22 protein-coding genes, 1 tRNA gene and 1 pseudogene are annotated in these 19715 nt (G+C 45.3%); 8 read left to right on the top strand and 16 right to left on the bottom strand.

All coding sequences use genetic code 11. The annotated features are described in order from the left end of the window. Window positions 1-91 precede the first annotated feature (91 nt). A complete protein-coding gene (locus J7J01_03345; protein MCD6209923.1) occupies window positions 92-913 on the bottom strand; it encodes a hypothetical protein in 822 nt (273 codons plus the stop codon). Window positions 914-1080: 167 nt separating this feature from the next. Here J7J01_03345 and J7J01_03340 point away from each other — a divergent pair, with 167 nt between their 5' ends. Both J7J01_03340 and J7J01_03335 read left to right on the top strand, forming a co-directional pair. Further along, window positions 1081-2355: a hypothetical protein gene (locus tag J7J01_03340; protein MCD6209922.1), complete on the top strand. Its 1275-nt coding sequence runs from the start codon at window positions 1081-1083 to the stop codon at window positions 2353-2355. 140 nt (window positions 2356-2495) lie between these two features. After that, window positions 2496-3110 carry a hypothetical protein gene (locus tag J7J01_03335; GenBank protein MCD6209921.1) on the top strand — a complete coding sequence of 205 codons (615 nt, stop codon included), beginning with the start codon at window positions 2496-2498 and terminating at the stop codon, window positions 3108-3110. Between the two features lie 7 nt (window positions 3111-3117). Here the strand turns inward: J7J01_03335 and cfbD are convergent, their stop codons facing one another. The 11 genes from cfbD to xseB all read right to left on the bottom strand — a co-directional run bounded on the left by cfbD (window position 3118) and on the right by xseB (window position 11546). Then, window positions 3118-4209 (bottom strand): Ni-sirohydrochlorin a,c-diamide reductive cyclase catalytic subunit, encoded by a 1092-nt coding sequence (gene cfbD / locus J7J01_03330; GenBank protein MCD6209920.1) that lies wholly within the window; start codon window positions 4207-4209, stop codon window positions 3118-3120. A 53-nt stretch (window positions 4210-4262) separates the two neighbouring features. Then, complete coding sequence (locus J7J01_03325; GenBank protein ID MCD6209919.1) at window positions 4263-5138, bottom strand: hypothetical protein; 876 nt, start codon at window positions 5136-5138, stop codon at window positions 4263-4265. A 23-nt stretch (window positions 5139-5161) separates the two neighbouring features. After that, the gene (locus J7J01_03320) at window positions 5162-6436 is read right to left on the bottom strand and encodes a TraB/GumN family protein (GenBank protein MCD6209918.1); all 1275 of its coding nucleotides are present in this window, start codon (window positions 6434-6436) and stop codon (window positions 5162-5164) included. A 50-nt stretch (window positions 6437-6486) separates the two neighbouring features. Beyond that, window positions 6487-7590, bottom strand: coding sequence for a peptide chain release factor aRF-1 (prf1, locus tag J7J01_03315; GenBank protein ID MCD6209917.1), 1104 nt, complete (start codon window positions 7588-7590; stop codon window positions 6487-6489). A gap of 37 nt (window positions 7591-7627) precedes the next feature. Next, window positions 7628-7734, bottom strand: a tRNA-Gly gene (locus J7J01_03310). Further along, window positions 7720-8013 carry a DNA-directed RNA polymerase subunit L gene (locus J7J01_03305; protein ID MCD6209916.1) on the bottom strand — a complete coding sequence of 98 codons (294 nt, stop codon included), beginning with the start codon at window positions 8011-8013 and terminating at the stop codon, window positions 7720-7722. The genes J7J01_03310 and J7J01_03305 overlap by 15 nt, the downstream gene beginning before the upstream one ends. 1 nt (window position 8014) lies before the next feature. After that, window positions 8015-8578 (bottom strand): exosome complex RNA-binding protein Csl4, encoded by a 564-nt coding sequence (locus tag J7J01_03300; protein MCD6209915.1) that lies wholly within the window; start codon window positions 8576-8578, stop codon window positions 8015-8017. A 101-nt stretch (window positions 8579-8679) separates the two neighbouring features. After that, window positions 8680-9363 carry a triose-phosphate isomerase gene (gene tpiA, locus J7J01_03295; GenBank protein MCD6209914.1) on the bottom strand — a complete coding sequence of 228 codons (684 nt, stop codon included), beginning with the start codon at window positions 9361-9363 and terminating at the stop codon, window positions 8680-8682. A gap of 96 nt (window positions 9364-9459) precedes the next feature. After that, a complete protein-coding gene (locus J7J01_03290) occupies window positions 9460-9666 on the bottom strand; it encodes a 4Fe-4S binding protein (protein MCD6209913.1) in 207 nt (68 codons plus the stop codon). Further along, window positions 9653-11263 carry a CTP synthase gene (locus J7J01_03285; protein ID MCD6209912.1) on the bottom strand — a complete coding sequence of 537 codons (1611 nt, stop codon included), beginning with the start codon at window positions 11261-11263 and terminating at the stop codon, window positions 9653-9655. Before J7J01_03285 ends, J7J01_03290 begins: the two co-directional genes overlap by 14 nt. A gap of 43 nt (window positions 11264-11306) precedes the next feature. After that, on the bottom strand, window positions 11307-11546 hold the full coding sequence (xseB, locus tag J7J01_03280; protein MCD6209911.1) for an exodeoxyribonuclease VII small subunit: 240 nt from the start codon (window positions 11544-11546) through the stop codon (window positions 11307-11309). A gap of 71 nt (window positions 11547-11617) precedes the next feature. On the opposite strand from xseB, the gene purC reads away from it, so the two are divergent. Then, a complete protein-coding gene (gene purC / locus J7J01_03275) occupies window positions 11618-12394 on the top strand; it encodes a phosphoribosylaminoimidazolesuccinocarboxamide synthase (GenBank protein MCD6209910.1) in 777 nt (258 codons plus the stop codon). A 20-nt stretch (window positions 12395-12414) separates the two neighbouring features. Here the strand turns inward: purC and J7J01_03270 are convergent, their stop codons facing one another. Together J7J01_03270 and J7J01_03265 are read right to left on the bottom strand one after the other, a co-directional pair. Beyond that, complete coding sequence (locus tag J7J01_03270) at window positions 12415-12669, bottom strand: MoaD/ThiS family protein (GenBank protein ID MCD6209909.1); 255 nt, start codon at window positions 12667-12669, stop codon at window positions 12415-12417. Beyond that, window positions 12666-13223 carry a flavin reductase family protein gene (locus J7J01_03265; GenBank protein ID MCD6209908.1) on the bottom strand — a complete coding sequence of 186 codons (558 nt, stop codon included), beginning with the start codon at window positions 13221-13223 and terminating at the stop codon, window positions 12666-12668. Before J7J01_03265 ends, J7J01_03270 begins: the two co-directional genes overlap by 4 nt. 55 nt (window positions 13224-13278) lie before the next feature. Between J7J01_03265 and J7J01_03260 the strand changes: the two genes are divergently transcribed. The 4 genes from J7J01_03260 (at window position 13279) to J7J01_03245 (ending at window position 16891) form a co-directional block, all read left to right on the top strand. Continuing rightward, the gene (locus J7J01_03260; GenBank protein MCD6209907.1) at window positions 13279-14385 is read left to right on the top strand and encodes a DUF2791 family P-loop domain-containing protein; all 1107 of its coding nucleotides are present in this window, start codon (window positions 13279-13281) and stop codon (window positions 14383-14385) included. Window positions 14386-14393: 8 nt separating this feature from the next. Beyond that, window positions 14394-15422, top strand: coding sequence for a MoxR family ATPase (locus tag J7J01_03255; GenBank protein MCD6209906.1), 1029 nt, complete (start codon window positions 14394-14396; stop codon window positions 15420-15422). Between the two features lie 27 nt (window positions 15423-15449). Continuing rightward, the gene (locus J7J01_03250) at window positions 15450-16346 is read left to right on the top strand and encodes a DUF58 domain-containing protein (protein MCD6209905.1); all 897 of its coding nucleotides are present in this window, start codon (window positions 15450-15452) and stop codon (window positions 16344-16346) included. 149 nt (window positions 16347-16495) lie between these two features. Next, window positions 16496-16891, top strand: a complete 396-nt coding sequence (locus J7J01_03245) for a CBS domain-containing protein (GenBank protein MCD6209904.1) — start codon at window positions 16496-16498, stop codon at window positions 16889-16891. 82 nt (window positions 16892-16973) lie between these two features. Here J7J01_03245 and J7J01_03240 read toward each other — a convergent pair whose 3' ends face one another. Continuing rightward, window positions 16974-19079, bottom strand: coding sequence for a sodium-translocating pyrophosphatase (locus tag J7J01_03240; protein MCD6209903.1), 2106 nt, complete (start codon window positions 19077-19079; stop codon window positions 16974-16976). Window positions 19080-19241: 162 nt separating this feature from the next. Beyond that, window positions 19242-19436 (bottom strand): hypothetical protein, encoded by a 195-nt coding sequence (locus J7J01_03235; GenBank protein MCD6209902.1) that lies wholly within the window; start codon window positions 19434-19436, stop codon window positions 19242-19244. Between the two features lie 97 nt (window positions 19437-19533). On the opposite strand from J7J01_03235, the pseudogene J7J01_03230 reads away from it, so the two are divergent. After that, a pseudogene (locus J7J01_03230) lies at window positions 19534-19715 on the top strand (IS5 family transposase).

The following is a 19715-nucleotide window of genomic DNA, read 5'->3' as shown; positions in this document are numbered from 1 at the left end:
TCTATCCCAGGAGCTATAAATCTATCCTCTTCTGTCACGTTAATCAAAGAGTATGAATATATACATCCACGTCCACATCCTCTTATACATCTTATTTAGGTATGGATGGAAAAAGGATGTCCAAAGGCGGTTTAGAGATAAACCCTGCTCGCTCTGCTCGTCCATAAAGCGTATCGAGCGCTTTTATCACTTTGTCTGACATCTCGTACGTGTCCCTGTTCACGTACATCAGTACAAATTGCCGCAACTGCTCTTCTTTCGCACCTCTTGAATATCTCATTGCATACCTCAAAGCCTCGTCTACGTTCTTCAGCGCATACTGCACGCTCTCACGCATAGCATCGAGGAATTCCAATTGCTGATCCACTGGTATAGTTCGCTTTATGCAATTAATGCCGAGAGGAAGAGGAAGACCTGTCTTTTTATGCCACCATTCACCCAGGTCAAGTATTTTTACCAGTCCCTGATCCTTGTAGGTCAGTTGAGCCTCGTGTATTACCAGTCCGGCATCAACTTCCCCACGCTTCAACGCCTCAACGACCTCGTCAAACCTCATCTCGACTGTATTTATATCAGCAATCGCTAACTTCAGTATCAGGTTCGCTGTTGTGTACTTTCCGGGCACTGCCACCTTCTTCCCTTCTAACTCCATATCCCTCCTCCCCACCACCACCGGTCCGTATCCATCGCCAACACTCGCACCAGCAGAGAGAATACGATATTGAGAATAAAGAAATGCATAAGCGTGCACGGAAAGTGCAGTGACATCTATCTCTCCACCAAAAGCTCTCCTGTTCAGTGCTTCAATGTCATCAACCACATGCTTTACCCGCACCTTGGTCGCTATTTTACCTTTCAGCATCCCATAGAAGAGGAACGCATCATCAGCATCTGGAGTATGAGCTATGATCATAGTTGTTTTATTGGTATTCTTATTTATAATATAAGTAGTGATAGTGATTTTAACATTTTTAATTATGTTAATTGTGCTTGTAGGTCTATCACAATTACAATTACATTTACAAATCCATTTCTACCACAGCTATAAAATAAAAGGGCAGGATAATACATATTAACGCGATGCAGCGATTATGCATAGTCTGCAAAGGCTCGCGCCTATTGTGCGGTAGGGATACTTGTCCACTGCTCGCAGCTTTGAAACAGAAGACCAGGTTTGCGGAAGTCTGTGGCGACAAAAAGGACTTCTTTGGTCCTTCAACTTCCGTATTTGTTGGTCGGATAGGCTACCCCTGCGTAAATGCGGGTCCAATGGCGGTATTAGGGTCAGAAGCAGAAGCGGAAGCAGCGGAATCTAACGTCAATCTTGGAAGACTGGAACAGCCGTATGAGTGGCTCGCACAGGGTCTCGGCATGGCTGAGATCATAGAACTACGCAGTACGACATTGCGGTCGAAACGCTGTGAGCATGTAAAATCGGAGTCAAAATTCGTCTCGGACATGACCGAAATAGCTCTGGCTCAGCAGCCCGTGGATGTAGAACTCAAGTTTAAGAATAAACCGTCATTTAAACTCACGTTCTCCGATGTCCTGCGACCGACGGGTGCCAGTGTGAACGTGGAAGCAATGAAAGTTACCGAGAATCCGAAGATACCGAAGAAAGTCGATCGTATCGTCTCTGACGACATCAAAGCAGTAGAAGCCGCTCAGGAACTGTACAACCTCGGCATGGACGTGTACAAAGTATCAACAATCCTATCTTCAGGTGCGTTAGGTTCGCATAGCGCACAAAAGATGGTGCCCACGAGGTGGAGCATCACGGCAACCGATGATATCATCTTCAAGAAGCTGGCTACAGAGTTCAAAGAATATCCGACCATTGACACCTATTACGTCTACGAATCATCATATATGGACAATCACTTCCTGATACTGCTGATGCCTTCATTATTCGAATACGAGAACTTCGAAGTGTGGTTCCCCGGCTCTATCTGGAGCGATGCGTTGAGTCCGCGACCCGCAATCATAGAGGAATACGAGGGGTTTAAAGGCAGGAAGAACTATGCTGCGAATGAGGGCGGCGGATATTATGCTGCGAGATTAGCAGTTGCAGAAGCGTTACACAGAATGCGGCGGCAGGCGGGTGTTATGGTATTCCGACAAATCTATCCTCAATATTCCGTTCCACTCGGCGTCTGGGTGGTGCGAGAGACCGCACGGGCTGCATTTAGAAACAGAAACCGTCCCGAGAAGTTTGATACCAAAAGCGAGGCACTAAAGTACATTGATTCACGATTACGATTACGTGCAAAAGAAAAAGAAGGAATAACGTTAGATATTAAGGATTTCGAGCCGCTGAGCAGGATATTAAGACAGAAACGACTTACTGATTTCTAACTCGTGCTTGACCCGCCACGCCATGTCACGTCAATGCTTTATCCGCACCATAGTCGCTATTTCATTGCACCTTCCAGCATTCCATATTCTTATTTATATAAGAACATATCCACTTATAATACATATCTATCATAGATGAAATGCCAGGACATGACTATACAGGTTCAATTTTAAAGTTCCTCATCTTATGTGGACCTTCAAGCAAGTATGCAATTGCAAAGGGCGCTAACATCTCGTACCCGACGGTATTGAGGAAGATTCCCGGTATGGTAGCAGCACATGTAATCCAGAAGATAGGTGTGGGGAAGCGCGGTGCGGAGATATACGTGGCTACTCCCAAAGGCACACTCATCGCTTATTTCGGTGGACTTGTGCGTACCCCGGAACTATTTATGGCTCTTCCAATGATTATGAAATACGTCCAAATATCCTTAGAGGATTTACCCGCAGTCAAGAATCCATTTGAGTTCATTGTGGGTGAACTGCCATTCAAATTATCACAATTAGAGGATTTGAAGGTGGAAGAGGCAGTGAGTATCCTTGGCGTGATACTCATCTGGCGGCATGAGGAGTGGTATCATGAGATAGGGAAGAGCGAGCTTAAGAAGTTATTATCTTGGACTGAGAATTATCGTATCTTACGATTCCTCGTCGCGGGCTCTGTGAATACACTTCAGAAGATGGGTGAGCAGGCGATGGAATTGAGTATGCGAGCGGATAAATTTTTAGCTGAGATTGAGGAACTGGTAAGATAAGGTAAGGCTATGAACTCAGCTTCTGGAGCATATCTCCGAATTCTGAGGGTATAATCCCGGTAGCGCCCATCGTTTTTGGATGAAGGTCTATTTCAAGTACCACATGGTCATGCCCGAGCCATTTCAATGGTTGCACGGTTCTTGGACCGTTGGTAACAGAGAAGACCTCGGTATTTATGCCGTAGCTGCGCAGTGGTACTGCATGAGGTACCCCCAGCAGGACTACGAAATCACAGTTCGAATAGTTAGAGCGAATTAAAGCTGCTGCCCTCTCGCCCGCAATCGGGTACTCATCCAGACCTCCGATTATATGATCTATTCGTATACCTTCTGCCGCTAACTCCTCTATAATTCGAACGGAATAGCCTCGTATCTTACTCAGCCCGATGGTACTGTCGAGATTCGCGATATTAACAATTTGTGCTGGCGCTGCAACCCGATTTAATGCCCTCAGAATGTCTGCGAACATGAATGCAGTCTCCTTCTTCGCATTTAAGACGCACACACCCTTTTTACCCATATTGATGAGTTCAAGTAACCGTTTTGCAACGTCTATCTTGGAATCACCCTTGGATGGTGGTATATAGTTCCTGCTGGCTGCACCTACCTCCTTCTCTATCTTCGTCGCCGCGTCGAGTATCCTCTTCTGCCGCTCGAATTCAGCAATGCTGATTATACCTGCCTTATAAGCGGATTCGAGAGTTAAGATAACTCCTGTTGTGTTATCTCGGTATCCAGCATGCACGTTTACTGCTATCACACTGCAACTGACTCCGCTATCCTCTATCGCTCTGTTCAGGTCTTCTCCAATTATCATGCTCGAGCATGTACCGACAACGCCCATCAGTCTGGGCTGAAACATCTCCTCCGCCTTCCTCAGCACATTCACGAGCGAGTCATGACCACCGAAGACAAAGTTACTCTCGTTCATTGCTGTGGTCAGAACATGCATGCCATCTTCTTCAAGTAGCCTGCTATGCTTAAAACTGCAGCCTGCAGGTCCATGCATCACTGCTACGTCCACATCAAGGTCCCGGAGCGTATACAACGCTGCCACTATCGCACTTGGTCTCGGATGCAATATCATCTCTTCACTCATCTCTTACCATTTCTCCCCTTCTGTTTTCATACTAATTTAATTATAATGCTTAATTATAATGCCAGTATGGCTATCACCTTCGGCGGGTAAGAGCCCATGTAGGAGGCGCCAAAAGAAGCAATCTCGCCCCTTAAATCCCCTATTGTCAGATTTATCCCCTCCTCCTGTACCATCTCTCCCTTGAATGCTCTTGATAACAGATTATGAAGAGTCGGGTCAGTCACCTTCAATCCCCGCCTTGCCACGTGTACATTCCCCATCCGGTGACCTGATTTCAGTACCTTATATAACAAGATCGCACCTCCGCCTGACTCGAAGATCAGCATCAACACATCCCAGCTCCCAATATCCTGTATTCTATATGATAGTAATTCACCAGAAACAAGAAAAGAGAGCATCATATCTTTAAACTCCCTTATATACGGCGGTTTTGCATTCTCCATCCACTCGCGCATCATGCTCGAGGGCATTAAAATTCGTCTGGCTATCTCATAACATAAACCCTCTTCCACCCAGTAGTGGGATGTAGAGCGCCGATAAGGCTTCTCTGGCGGGTTTTTAGTGATATCAAAGAAGTATGTATGTCCTATCTCATGTGCACATGCGAACCGCTGTCTGACCAGCGGCAGCTTCTTATTTAGCTTCATCTGGAAACCATCTTGACATGGCAGAATCAGCGCATCGGTGTCCAGTACCACTCGTTCTATCTCTATCACCTTCCGCTCTTTTGCTACTATCTCGGGATTGACCGGAGGCACTTTCTGTCCAGCTTTAGCCACAATATGCTCCACATCGTCAAATAAAGCCATCTTTACATCACTCTTGAAATCTTCAAACCCGTTGATAGTCGGCGATTCACCAAGGAGCTGCTTACCCAGCCACATCCAGAGCTCCTTTTCTTCCTCATACCTGTTGCTACTACTGCTCATCCTCATCTTTTTTAAATTAAATATTAAATAAGTATTTTCAAGCCCGACCAAATCTGGTGTATATTCAGTCCCACCGTGTGTAATACCACATAAGCGCCAAGAAACGTTCCTATCATGCTGCCGATATTTGCACATGCAGCTACAAGGATAATTTTAAACATACTATTCCTCATCAAGTCACGCAATGACTCCACATTCAAGATACTCTTTGCATCTTCTGCTGTTGGTCTCCTTAATCGCGCTTCCATCAAGCCAGCAAACCAGCCTGCGGCTAAAAATGGGTTCAAAGAGGTCAATGGTGCCATTGCAAATGCGGTGAGTGCAGATAAAGGATGCCCACGCGCCACCACCACCCCTATTGCTGATAAGCTCCCATTTATTATAAACCACCAGAAGAAAGCTTGCAGTAATATATTGAGTGGGATACCGGATAATAAGATAACCAGTAAGATAGCAATGAGAACCACGCTCAACCCGATTCCAAGCAGATTCTTCATGTTCAGCCTGCTTGTAGGAAGTGAACATAACTCTTCGCGTGGTGGTATCAACTCAGGATGGTCGAGTAGTCGCTTTATACCCATAACATGACCTGCTCCAACCACAGCCACTATCTTCTTTTTCTTATCACCTGTACCGGAAGAATGAAGATGAGTAGCAGGAGCTTGAGCTTGAGCTTGAGCCTGAGCCTGGAGTTCGAGCAAACTACCAGCTATATATGCATCCCGCTCATCCAGCAGTGCAGTAGCCGCACCCGGAGAGAACTCCCTCAACTCTTCTATCAACTCTGTTACCACATCCTCATCGGTTATCCTCTCTAAATCTATCTCTTTATTATCCTTGTCCATTAGCTTCTTCCTCTTTCCAAAACCGCCCATGTTCGCAATGGCAAAGATGATAGAGAATAGCATCTTCATCTTTTCTAAGAACTTCATCTTCTTCCAGAACCGCTGCATCGTTATCTGTATCGGTCTGTCAACCAGAGCGACTTCACAGCCGAGCGCTTCTGCCTTCTTTATAGCCATCATCATCTCTGCTCCGGGTTCTATACCGAGCTCACTGCCCATTCTCTTCTGTACATATGCCAGCAGCCAGTGTGTGAGCATTAAAAAAGGCTTACCCCCTTCTATAGCATCCTTCACCGAGAAATCTCCGATATTGCCCTTTAATGCATCATATCTACTTTGACAAAGCTCAACAGCGACTATATCTGGCTTTTCACGCTCTATTACCTCCTCTACCTCCCGCACACTCTTCTCCAAGATATGCCCTGTCCCAACCAGGATTATGTTGTCAGCCATGCACTGCTCGTTAATATCCTATTTGTTCCCGATTTATAAACTATAAACCCCTATATCTGTTCCTGTTTTGAGCGATACCTCAATATTGCAGCAACGCCCCCAAACGCGCGTTTCAACTGTGCACCCTCTTCGAAATCCGTTGTTACCAGCTCCACATTCGCACCCGTCTCCTCAGCTCTCTCTACAAGCTCATGCAGGAGCTCCGTATCGAGTTCCGTTGAGAGCAACAGAGTGTCCACAGCCCCGATTGCCAATTTCTTCCGCACTTCCTCTGCTCCATACGTCACCATCCGGTCATCATTTGCCAGGAGCTTCATGAACCTCACCATCAGCTTTTTCTCCCTTACCAAATCCAGACTTTCTAACGCCTCTTCAGCCTTCTCCACCAGTTCATATAAGCCTGATTCATCGGTATATGCGACATCAAAAGCGCCGAGGAGTTTATTCCGAAGCTCATAATGGAGATATGCACCCTTCAAAAATTCATCCTTTGTTGGGCTTGGACCACCGATCAGGATACCTTTAAGATCGCCCGCAGGTAACAATATCCGGGTTGCGTGCTCTCCTATCCGCTTATAGAAATCCTCTATTGCAATCTCTCGTAGTCGCTGGAATCTCGGTGCTGATTGCCCCCCTTTTCTTATCTTGCCAGGAACAGAAGATGTGAGGTGCTTCAGTGATTCCACCACCTTGCCATTCAGAATACCTATCGTTGCTTCTCTGCGGTCAAGTACAATCAAGCCGTATTTCTCCTTCTCCTCTACCATCTCCTCCAGCGGTTTTAGGTAGAATGTGGAGTCACAGTGATAGATATAAGAGATGACCTTCTCCGGTGGGTCTACGATGTATGTCTCTATATCCGTCTTGTCGCCTCCCTTGTCTATTGCGCCACAGAAGATAACCACACCGTTCTCGCCCACATACAGATATTTTAATTTGGACATGATAGAATCAAGTGAGCTCTGTACATTCGTTCGTGTTGATTTGCTCTTTATATTCATCGCCTGTCCATATTCCTCCCTGAGGTGCGATGTGACATCCGATATCTGCTTGTCAGGGGGGATATAGACAGAGATAAGCTCCGTACCTCTACCTCCCTTCCTCCTGAGCTCTTCCAATACCTTCCTGAATTCATACTTCTTTATCCTATCCATTTTCTTCACACAAACTTTACTTTTTATGGAAATTTGATGCGGCAACCGGGATTCGAACCCGGGTTACAGGCTTTTCCCCAACTTTTTAATGATTATATTATAAGCTGTTGGGAAGCCCGTGTCCTACCACTAGACTATTGCCGCCGCCCTTCTATATCGCTCCAAAAATTCGTTATATTCTACTGCCAGCGTGGTGGCGGCAGAGATAACCGCTTCTAATGCATCCCCTCTCTTCATCTTTACATATAGAACCGGATTGCTCATCAGTTTGTGCCTGATGTGATAGGTGGCGATGTCCACATCCTCATTCTCTAACAGCTTGGACATCAATGGCGCTAATAGCGTATGATCCTCCCCTTCTATCTCCACTCGTAATTCCCTGCTACTCCTCTCTAAAATCCTTACCTTCCTCTCCTCGCTCATCTCATATCAGACCCTTACCATAATCCTCTGATAACTTCCGCGTCTCAACCCTCTTACACCTCTCGCATGATAATACATTCCCTCTCCTCTTCAGGTCACGTTTGCATTTCATACACATCGCCTTTATCACACCTAAATCCTTCGCATCTGTGCTCAATCTCAATGTCTTCGCATCTATCACCCTCGCCTTTACCAGATCAAGATAACCAAACTCCTGTCGTAAATCCGTTACATAACCGCTTTTCACATTGGATATGTGGATGATGCCCTGGCTGGGAGCAGCAACTTCCCGCTTCTCCTTACCTTTCACGCAAGCTATATTCACAATTGTAACGTTATCCTTTATATCAACAACCTGACCTATCACCACGTCACCCTCTTCAATCGTTGGGGGTGTCTCGACCTTCGGGTGCACGTATATAACCCTGTTATCTCCTATACTCACTTCTCCAATCTGAGAGGCATATAAATTGCCACCTTCATCATATACACCGCTACCCGGGATGAACTCCTCAGAAGTACCCAGGAAATCCCCCGGCAACACAAACTTATCTCCTCTTTCCATCTTCTTACTTCTCCCCGTTCACTTCAATTATTCTATCTCTCTTATAGAATAGAGTTAAGTTAAAGGAATAAAAAGGGAGTAAGGATAACATAACTATAATCTCATAGCCCGGTAACAAGGTCGAGTAAGGCAGTTTTTGGATCTTTCGCCTTCACCACCCCGGAGGCAAGTAATACACCATCTGCACCCAGTTCGATTGCTCTTCGAACATCTTCACCGTTTGTAACACCTGCACCACAGAGTACTATACAATCTTTGTGTAGTCTCTTCACCTCTGCCACCGTATTCGCCACTATCTCTGGGTCCACCTTCGATACCGCTTTCCTGCTTCCTATTAACTCCGGTGGTTCAATTGCAATAGCATAGGGTTTTAATTCCGCAACTGCACGGCTTACCGGGATATTATTCGTACAAACGATTGTCAGCAGGTTCAAGCTCGATGATTTCCTCACTATAAATTCTATATCAGCTATCCTGAGCCTGTGCTCAGAATGATTCGCCAGGGTTCCGGTAGCACCCGCTTCTCTTACAGATTCCAGTGTTACGAACCCGGTATGACTACCAGGCTCTACAGCATCCACATGCTGTGCAAAGCATGGGATATTAACAGCCGAAGCTATCTTCGCAAGTTCGACCTGCTGCGGACATATAGCAATATTCACCCCCTGCTTCGATGCTACATCCTCACATATCTTCGCAAGTTCAAAACCCCGCCTGCCCGCCGATTCCGCATACGACTTCACATTCAATACTATCACTGGTGTTCCAATCTTCGTTCCATCCATCCCCTCTTCACCTCCTTACCTCCTTGCCTTAATTTCCTTAATATTGTAAAGAAGACATATTCATATGAAACAGAGGATATAATAAACATAAGTATTTTAGTCTATTATTTGCATTATTCCGCCTGGACACACTTCCACACATTTCATACATCGTGTACATTTATTATAATCCACTTTCACTGGTTCTGACCTCTCTATTGCACCTTCCGGACATTCATCGACACATATATAGCACGCACCACATTTTCCAATCGCTGCCACATATACACTCTTATTATATTGGTATCTATTAAATTCTGCCATTTCTATTTCTCATACAAGCCTCCGTGAATGCTTTGAACGGTGGTGAGGGTCTACCTGGTCGTGACTTAAATTCAGGATGGAACTGAGTAGCGAAGAAGAACGGATGTCCTTCAATCTCCATAATCTCCATTCTCAATCCACTCCTGTCTGTACCTGAAAACACCACCTCATTTCGCTCTATTATATCTATATATTCAGGATTCACCTCGTACCGGTGTCTGTGCCTCTCAATAATCTTCTTCTTACCATATACACGCTCAGCTAATGTACCTCCTCTTATAAATACCTCATAATCACCCAGTCGCATCGTAGCCCCTTTATTGCTCATTCCTATCTGCTCCTCCTGCAGGGTTATAACCGGATGAGGAGTCTCAGCAACTTCAGAGCTGTTAGCATCCTCGAGTCCCGCAATATTTCTCGCCGCCTCTATCACCGCCAATTGAAAGCCGAAGCAGAGTCCTAAGAAGGGTATTCTATTCACCCTCGCATATTCTATCGCCTTCATCTTCCCTTCTGCACCGCGAACGCCAAAACCCCCGGGTACAAGAATACCATGAACATCCGTGAAGAAATCATCCAGATTCGCATTCGCTTCCAGATCCTCTGCTTCTATCCATTTCGGCTCCACTTTACAGCCCGTTTCTGTAGCAGCGTGTTTCATCGCTTCTTTTATGCTCAGATAAGAATCTTCTAAACCAGTATATTTTCCCACTATCGCTACTCTTATTCGCTTATCATTATCGCCAGCTGATCTACTCCGCTCTATCATCTCCATCCAGTGGCGGTCATCTCTCAACGACTCTAATTTCAGCTTATCCATTATGTGAGTGGCAATACCCTCTCGTTCAAGAAGCAATGGTACCTCGTATATGTCATCAGTATCAGGAGCACTTATAACCGCCTCGGGCTTCACATTACAGAACATCGCTATTTTACGCTTCACTGCCTCTCCCAACGCTTCCCTGACCCTGCACACTATTATATCAGGTTGCAGCCCAAGTTCACGGAGTGCCTTCACTGAATGTTGTGTAGGCTTCGTTTTTGGCTCTCCCAGCGTGGTAAAAGGTACCAGTGTGAGATGAACGAGGATGAAATCGTTCTCTTCTTCCTCACCATGCATCTGCCTTACTGCTTCGAGAAAGGGCATGCTCTCTATGTCACCGACCGTACCGCCTATCTCAACTAGGCAAATATCTGCTTCACTATTCTCTGCTACTCTCCTTATCCGCGTCTTTATCTCATCTGTCACATGCGGTATGATCTGAACAGTCTGCCCCAGATACTCCCCCCTACGCTCGCGCTCTATCACCGAAGAATAAACGACGCCGGTGGTGATATTGTGCTCGCGCCTCAGTTCAACATCCATAAACCGCTCGTAATGCCCGAGGTCAAGGTCCACCTCAGTGCCATCGCCCAACACATAAACCTCCCCATGCTGATAGGGATTCATCGTTCCCGCATCTATATTTATATAGGGGTCTATCTTTATTGGTACAACTTCATAACCTCTGTTCTTCAATATTCTACCGATAGACGCCATTGTAATGCCCTTACCAAGTCCACTCATCACTCCCCCGGTCACCACTATGTATTTCATACTCATAATCACACGAAAAACGAAGAACGAAGATAAACAGAATTTACTCCTTCATTTCAAACTTCTCAATACTCAGTTTACCCTCTTCTGTCTCCACTAACTTCTCTACTTTATACTCCGCTTCATCCAATTTCTTGTTGCAGAACTTGCATAATTCCATTCCTTCCTCGAATATCTTCAACGATTCCTCCAGTGTAAGATTTCCTTCGCCCAGCTTCTCTACTATCTGCTCTAACTGCTTCATTGCATCTTCAAAACTCACATTCTCCTCTTTTGTTTCCACTACACCATCACCATCTTAAAATTAATATTCATGTATGAGTAATTAAAATCTTAATCGGGAACGTGGGAACAATGGACAGGAGGTTTATAAGAAGCGGAAAAGCTAAGGATATTTACAGAAGAAGCGATGGCTGCATCGTATTCGTCTTTACAGACCGCGTTACTGCATTTGATGGTGCTAAGAAGGGGGAATACCCGCATAAAGGTGAGATATGTTGCAGATTATCCTGTTTCTGGTTCGAGAAACTCGAGAATGAGGGCATAAAGACTCATTTCAGGGGATATATACCACCGAATGAGCTGGTGGCTGAGGAGGTATCGCTTCTTCCTGTTGAGGTGATAGCGCGTAACTATCTCTATGGCTCGCTCTGGAGACGATATAAAAGAGGGGAGGTAGACCTCAGTGGCTTCATACACGGTGATGGCAGCGAGGCGGAACCACTAACCAGTACCTATGTGGAGTACACAACGAAATTTGAGCCTACAGATCGTCCAATAGAGGAAGAGGAGATATTAAGCAGGGCATGGATGAACAGAGATGAGATAGAGCATATAAAAGAGGAAACACTGAAGATAGGTTCGATAATGAGCTCATATCTAATCCAGAAGGGCTTGATACTCGCTGATTACAAACTTGAATATGGCAGGAGCAGAGAAGAAGGAAGAGAAGGTGAGATAATCCTTGCAGATGAAGTGGGCACGCCGGATGTATGCCGGTTCTGGGATAGCGAGGCATATAATAGCAGAGGAGAGGTGGTCAGCCTGGATAAGGATGTATTTCGTGAGGCTAAAGGTGAGCTTCCTGAGGTATATCGTGAAGTTTACAGACGTATTCTCGGGCATCAATGACAATAATCAATCATCAAGCTTCAACCGCCAGATACGATTCTGATAATCTCAATTTCAGCTTCACTGGCGACCTTTTCATCCTCAGGGACCGGTCTACCATTGGATAGTACGAGTACTTCCACGGGATTTATACCCAATCTTGCAAGTAGCGCCTCATAAGTATCAGATTTAGTTTCAGTTTCAGCTTCAGTCTCAACCTCTGACTGTGGGACTTCCACATTTACAGTTCGCTCCTCTGACCCTGCCACTATCTTTACTTTTACCCTGTCCTTCACTTCGCGCTCGCTCTCTTATACTTCGCGCCTTTTATATCAACTGCGAAGAACTCGCCGGCTATATGAGATAATGGATTCGCTCTGTCCACGTCCATCACACCTCCTTCGCCCCAGTAGGCATCTTTCACTTCCACTAACTGTACCCTTCCAACAATCCAGATATGGTCGCCCAGCTCGAAACTATCTTCAAATTTGCACTCCATCCACGCTATTGCCTCTTTTATTCGCGGTGGTCTCACCTTCTTTGCTCGCTCTTCTGTCAGCCCTGCATGCTTCAGCTCGTTATCCTCGTACGGATAATCGGTTTCGAGGATGTGCATGAGCTCACCAAAGTCCTTATTCACTATATTCACTACGAACTCACCGTTAGCCTGGATATTCCTCCATGTGTCGTGTGCAGGATTGCAGGAGAAGCCATACAGAGGCGGGTCAAAGCTTATGGGCGAGTTAAAGCTGAAAGGTGCTGCATTTGGTATCCCGTTATCCGATACTGTGGTAATAATCACCACAGGTCGAACGAGTAATTTCGGATACGCATTCACTCCCGGTTCCATCTTCTCTTACCTCCATCATATATATTTGAACCTAAAATATAAAGTATTCTTTAATATGAAAGAAGATAGCCCATTCACACCCGGTAGTCCTGTGCCAGTCGAACTCTTCGTCGGTAGAGTTGAGCAAATCAAAGAGATTTTAAAATATATCAAGCAAAGTGCATCTGGGAGACAGGAGAACGTCTTTTTAGAAGGCGAAAGGGGTATAGGTAAAAGCTCGTTAGCGGCGTTCTTGCGTTATTTGGCTAATAAAGAAAGTTTCCTTGCCGTTTATGTGTCATTGGGAGGAGTGACAGAACTGGGAGAACTGGTTCGCCGCATATTTGAGCAAATACTAAAAGAAGCGAATGCAGAAAAGAGCCTGAGGGGCATGCTCAGGAACTTCCCGGAGGCTATTAAAGGTGTAATGGATAAGCTAAAAGAGGAAAAGAGTGGGATTTTTATTGCTTTGGACGATATTAATGGATTGTCCACTAATCCAGATTTTGCAAATTGGTATAAAAGTTTCGTTGATAGCGTAGCCATTCGTTATCCATCAAATTTCCCGGCTTTTATTATGTCAATAGGACTTCCAGAGATAAGGGACTCCTTGAGTAGGCTCCAACCTTCTCTCATGAGAATCTTCAGAGTGGTGAGTGTTGAGAAACTCTCTGACGCGGAGGTGAAGGAGTTTTTTGAGAAGGCATTCAAAAAAGTCAATATGGAAATTGAGCCGGAAGCGCTGGAAGATATGGTTAAATTTTCGAGTGGCTTACCCATTTTAATGCATGAAATAGGCGATGCAGTTTTTTGGAATGACGAAGATGGGAAAATAAGTGAGGATGACGCCATCACCGGGATTTTTGATGCCGCTGATAGAATTGGAAAGAAATACCTCAACCCGAAGGTTTACAGGGCAATCCGTAGCCCGCGATATAGGTCAATTTTGAGGAAGATAGGGGAAGAACCTATGCCTATCAGTTATTTTAAAAAGAAAGAGATAGAAAGCAAACTAAATGCGGGTGAAAGAAAAGTATTTAACAACTTTTTAAGAAAGATGAGAGAGTTAGGTATCATTGTGCCTGATATAGAAGGAGGTAGAGGGGCTTATAAATTTGTAAATGAGTTAAATCAGGTCTATATCTGGCTGGAAAATCAGCGTTCATTAAAGAGCAATTTTTAGGCGATGGTATGAATGGACGTGGAACTGTTCAGGGTAAGGTAAAAATGGACAAAGAGATAGAGCATTTAAATTTACAAGCACAGGAATACTCAAAGCGCTTAAAAGAGGTTCTGAACGAAATCAGACGAGTTATTGTTGGTCAGGAATCCGTATTGGAGAAATTGCTGCTCTGTCTCGTTGCCAATGGTCATGTTCTCCTTGAAGGTGTCCCTGGGCTGGCAAAGACATTGATGGTGAAGACGTTATCAGAGACTCTTTCCGCGAGTTTCCGCAGAATTCAGTTTACGCCCGACCTGCTGCCCGCGGACATCATCGGGACAAAGATATACGACCACCGCACGGCGAGTTTTACCACGCAGAAAGGACCCATATTCGCTAATTTCGTACTCGCAGATGAGATAAACAGAGCACCACCAAAGGTTCAATCCGCGCTATTAGAAGCCATGCAGGAGAGGCAGGTGAGCATACAGGGAGAAACATTCAAGTTAGATGCACCTTTCATGGTTCTGGCAACGCAAAATCCGATAGAAACCGAGGGCACATACAAACTGCCTGAAGCTCAGGTCGACAGGTTCACTTTTAAACTCCTGATAGATTATCCAAAGCGGGAAGAGGAGAAGGTCATAATACAGCGTAATACACGTGGAATTGAGCTTACACCGGAAAAGGTCTTATCTGCAGCAGATGTGACGGAGATACAGAGCTTCAATCAGCGGATTTATGCAGATGAGAAGATAGAGGATTATGTTACTAAACTCGTTGATGCTACGCGACATCCGGGAAATTATGAGTTAGGAGAAAAGTTTGATGGCATGATAGAGTATGGGGCTTCGCCAAGAGCTTCACTATGGCTAATTCTTAGTGGAAAAGCGCATGCACTACTAAATGGACGTGGCTATGTCATTCCAGAGGATATAAAAGCGGTAGCGCATGACGTCCTCAGGCATCGAATATTATTGACTTACGAAGCCGATGCTGAGGGGATTACTTCTGACCATATTATTGATGCAATTGTTGTGAATATCGAGGCGCCGTAGTAGTAAGAGTTAGATAGCAGGATATGCTTGGACACTGATACCATGCCACGTGTAAAAGAAGTGATAAAACGTGTTAGAAAGTTAGAAATAAAGACAAGGGGACTGGTTGAGGGGCTCGTATCAGGCGAATATCACTCAGTTTTCAAAGGGCGTGGCATAGAATTCTCCGAAGTCCGCGAATATGTACCAGGAGACGATGTAGGTGCTATTGACTGGAATGTTACAGCGAGGTTCAACGCACCTTTCGTCAAGGAGTTCATTGAAGAGCGAGACCTGACATTGTTCATCGTTTTTGACGTCTCTTCAAGTAACGAATTTGGATTTAAACGCAGCAAAAAAGAAGTCGGCTACGATATCGCTGCTTCTTTGATGTTCGCCGCACTTCGAAACAACGACCGTGTAGGTCTGTGTTTATTCACAAGTGAAGTGGAGCTCTTCATCCCGCCGGGTAAGGGTAAGAAGCATACACTTAAGCTACTGCGAGAACTCATTTATTATGAGCCGAAGAACAAAACCACTGACATTCGAACCGCACTATCTTACCTGAATAACGTTATCAAAAAGCGCAGTATCGTCTTTATCATCTCTGATTTCTTAGCGCCAGATTTTGAGCGCCCGCTTAATCAGCTCAAGAACAGGCACGATGTGATCCTTGTGAGCATTACCGATATGCGAGAAACCCAAATCCCGGATATAGGCTATGCCTTTTTTGAAGACCAGGAAACCGGTGAACAAATGCTCGTCGATACGTCTGACCCGGAATTCAGGGAAAGATATGCCGCACTGGTAAAAGCTAAACGAGATGCCTTTTTTGCAAGGATGAAGCGAATAGGGGTGGATATAATCCAGATAAATACGAGTGAGCCGTTTTACATACCGCTACAACGTTTCTTCAAGATGCGAGAAAGAAGAGTAATGAGGTGAGGAACTATCTCTGCGGGCTATATAAGGCGCTCTAAATTTAAATTTTCCCGAAAGGTTCTTTTTTGTTCAACGATAGGATATATAGGAAATAGGAAATATAAATAGTAAATAGTGCAGTTGCTTCGTTAAAAGAGAGGGGCGAGGGATAAATGGAGTTATCAAAAGAGAAGAGAGTAAGGGATGTGATGACGAGAGGTGTCATTACGGTATCGTTTGACACACCGGTAAGCAAAATTGCAAAACTCCTGGTACGGGAGTGTATATCAGGTATCGCGGTAACTGCACTAAACGGCGAGGTAGTGGGTGTTATATCAGAGATAGATATCATCAAAGTTTTTGACAAAGATTGGGACAGATTAACGGCAGAAGATATTATGTCCACCGTTGTGAGGACAATAGACCCGGAAACGACGTTAAGAAAAGCCGCAGAGATTATGTGCGATTTGAACATCCACCGGTTATTGATTCTTTCACTAAAGCCCGCTCCTGGCGTTCCCATAGGGATATTAACGGCAAGTGACATACTAAGAGCGAGCGTCCAGTAAAAACAGTAGTAGCTCTGTGGACGCGGGGACATACACATGAATCATGAACTGAACAGTATGAACAGTACGAATTAAGAGCTATCTATGGTGACATGGGCATGAGACTAAAAGCTACGAAGAGCGTAGAGAATAGAATCGCAACCATATTTATTGCTTTGATGAGTGGGTTGATTGCAGGTCCCGCGGTATCCTTAAATGGATCACCAACGGTATCGCCAATTACTGCCGCTTTGTGTGCATCGCTGCCCTTTCCACCCAGATAGCCATCTTCTATCATCTTCTTCGCATTGTCCCATGCCGCACCACCATTTGCCATCATCAAAGCCAGTACCAGTCCCGAGACAATAACGCCTATTAAGAGCCCTCCAAGCGCAATCGGACTGAATAACCCAACAGCTATTGGTACCACAACCGCGATCATTCCGGGTACTATCATCTCCTTCAGCGCAGCTGTAGTCACTATCTCAACGCACTTACCATACTCTGGTTTCGCTTTTCCCTCCATGATGCCCGGTATCTCCCTGAACTGCCGTCTTACCTCCTCCACTATCTTGAATGCCCCCCTGCCCACTGCCCGCATCATAACCGCACTGAAGATGAAGGGAAGAAGCCCACCAAGCAGTAAACCGACAAGCACAAGAGGATTGAAGAGGCTGAAACTCGCTGCTGGCAGGTCCACCTTATGCAGATAATCGGAGAATAGAGCGAGCGCGGCAATTGCTGCCGAAGCGATTGCGTAACCTTTTGTCACAGCTTTCGTGGTATTACCGACAGCATCGAGCTTATCAGTTCGCTCTCTGACCTGGGAGGGCAAATCAGCCATCTCCGCTATACCACCTGCATTGTCTGTTATGGGTCCATAGGAATCCAGAGCAATAATGATTCCTGTGGTAGATAACATAGCCACCGCGGTTATCGCGATTCCATACAATCCGGCGAGGTTATTGCCAGTGAGGAATAGAGGTATGAAATAAGCAGCCAGTATGCTACCACTGATGATTATAACCGGTAAGCCAGTAGAGAGCATCCCCATAGCCAGCCCGGTAATCAGGTTTGTTCCCGCACCGGTCTTGCTCGCTTCCACGATCGCTCGTACAGGTGCATGTATTTGTGTGAAATATTCGGTCACAATGACCATGAGCGCCATTGTTATTATCCCGATCACCGCGGACAGGTATATCGCAATTGCATGTGCATCAGTGCCGATCAGTACCGCGGTTACGGGATAGAACATAGCCATACTGAGTACTGCAGCAGTAGCAACGCCTCTGTACAATGCGGGCATGATCCGCTCACTCTTATCCATTCGCACTGCAAATATTGCGATAATAGAAGCGAAGATGGCAACAGCGCCAAGGACCAGAGGATATTCGATCAGAGCGAAATTAGAAGCGATGTTTGGGAAGATAGCTTTTACCATGCCTCGTTTCGTTATCAAACCCCCAATCAGCATTGCTGCAATTGCAGTTACCACATAAGTCTCAAACAGATCGGCACCCATACCCGCACAGTCCCCCACGTTGTCACCTACGTTATCGGCAATGACGCCAGCATTTCGCGGGTCGTCCTCCGGTATCCCTGCTTCTACCTTCCCTACCAGATCAGCGCCCACATCCGCTGCTTTTGTATATATCCCACCACCTATCCGTGCAAATAAAGAGATCAGTGATGCTCCAAATCCATAGCCTACAATGAGATCCACTGCTTCTGGATTCGCACCATAGATGATGTAGAGAGCAGCAGTCCCGAGTAAAGCGAGTCCAACAACCGACAGACCCGTCACGGCACCGCCCCTAAATGCGATTGTAAGCGCCTTCCGCAACCCGGATTCCGCAGCTTTGGCAACACGAACGTTACCGCGTGTTGATACAAACATACCAATATAACCAGCAGCAGCAGAACAAGCAGCGCCAGCCAGGAAAGCGATTGCCACACGCCCGGAATCGGAAGCTCCATGAGGAAATGCGTGCGATAAAGCGACGAACAAAATGATTGCGATTATAATTGCAACAACTGCAATGGTCCTATACTGCCTGTTGAGATACGCTGAAGCGCCTTCCTGGATAGCATTAGAAATAGCATCCATCTTTTCACTGCCCGATTCTTGCCTGAGTGTATAAATAGCAAATATCGCTGCGAATACAAGACCTATCAGTCCTGCCAATGGCGCTAACCAGAGTATGTCCATATTAATCACTGATTCATATTTCCAGAAGTAGTAATATATAAATATTTATGTTTTTCTTTTTCTCCCTGCCCGTGGACAAACCGTGGCAAAGTCCAATCCCGGAATTTTTTCATGTCCATCTTTAACGCCTTTACGATGATAACATTGCGATTCATTCCGCTTTTACCTCCTAATTACATATACATATATGTCGTTTATGTCGTTTGCGCAAATCATTCCTGACATTATCACTGCTTCTATTCTCCCTCCAGGGAAAGTTGAAGCACTTGCTAAATATAAACCCGTTATTGGTGTTTTAAAGTAAGGTTTTTTAACCTCAATTGATTGATCAAAGGAATATGAAGCTCCTTCAGGCATTGATGTGTATCATTTCATGGGGTGCACCCTATGATACATCACCATTAACCCCCTCCACCAACCATTCACAAACGATCATTATATCACTCTCCAATCTATTAAAAGTGAAGCTATAACGATGCTGAAGGTCGTGATACTCGCAATGTGCTTTGAAGGTGATATAACCTTCGTAATAAGCGAATTAAAGGCTAAAGCATCGTTAAAGAAGTTTACAGGCTTCTAAGCAGGTTTACAGTCGATCAGTTTGTAGATATGGTGTTGAGAACCGTAAACGCCGTT

The sequence above is a fragment of the Methanophagales archaeon genome (assembly GCA_021159465.1).
In the GTDB taxonomy this organism is placed as follows: domain Archaea; phylum Halobacteriota; class Syntropharchaeia; order Alkanophagales; family Methanospirareceae; genus G60ANME1.
The sequence above is the reverse complement of the archived record's forward strand: the minus strand, read 5'-3'. Positions and strand labels throughout refer to the sequence as shown.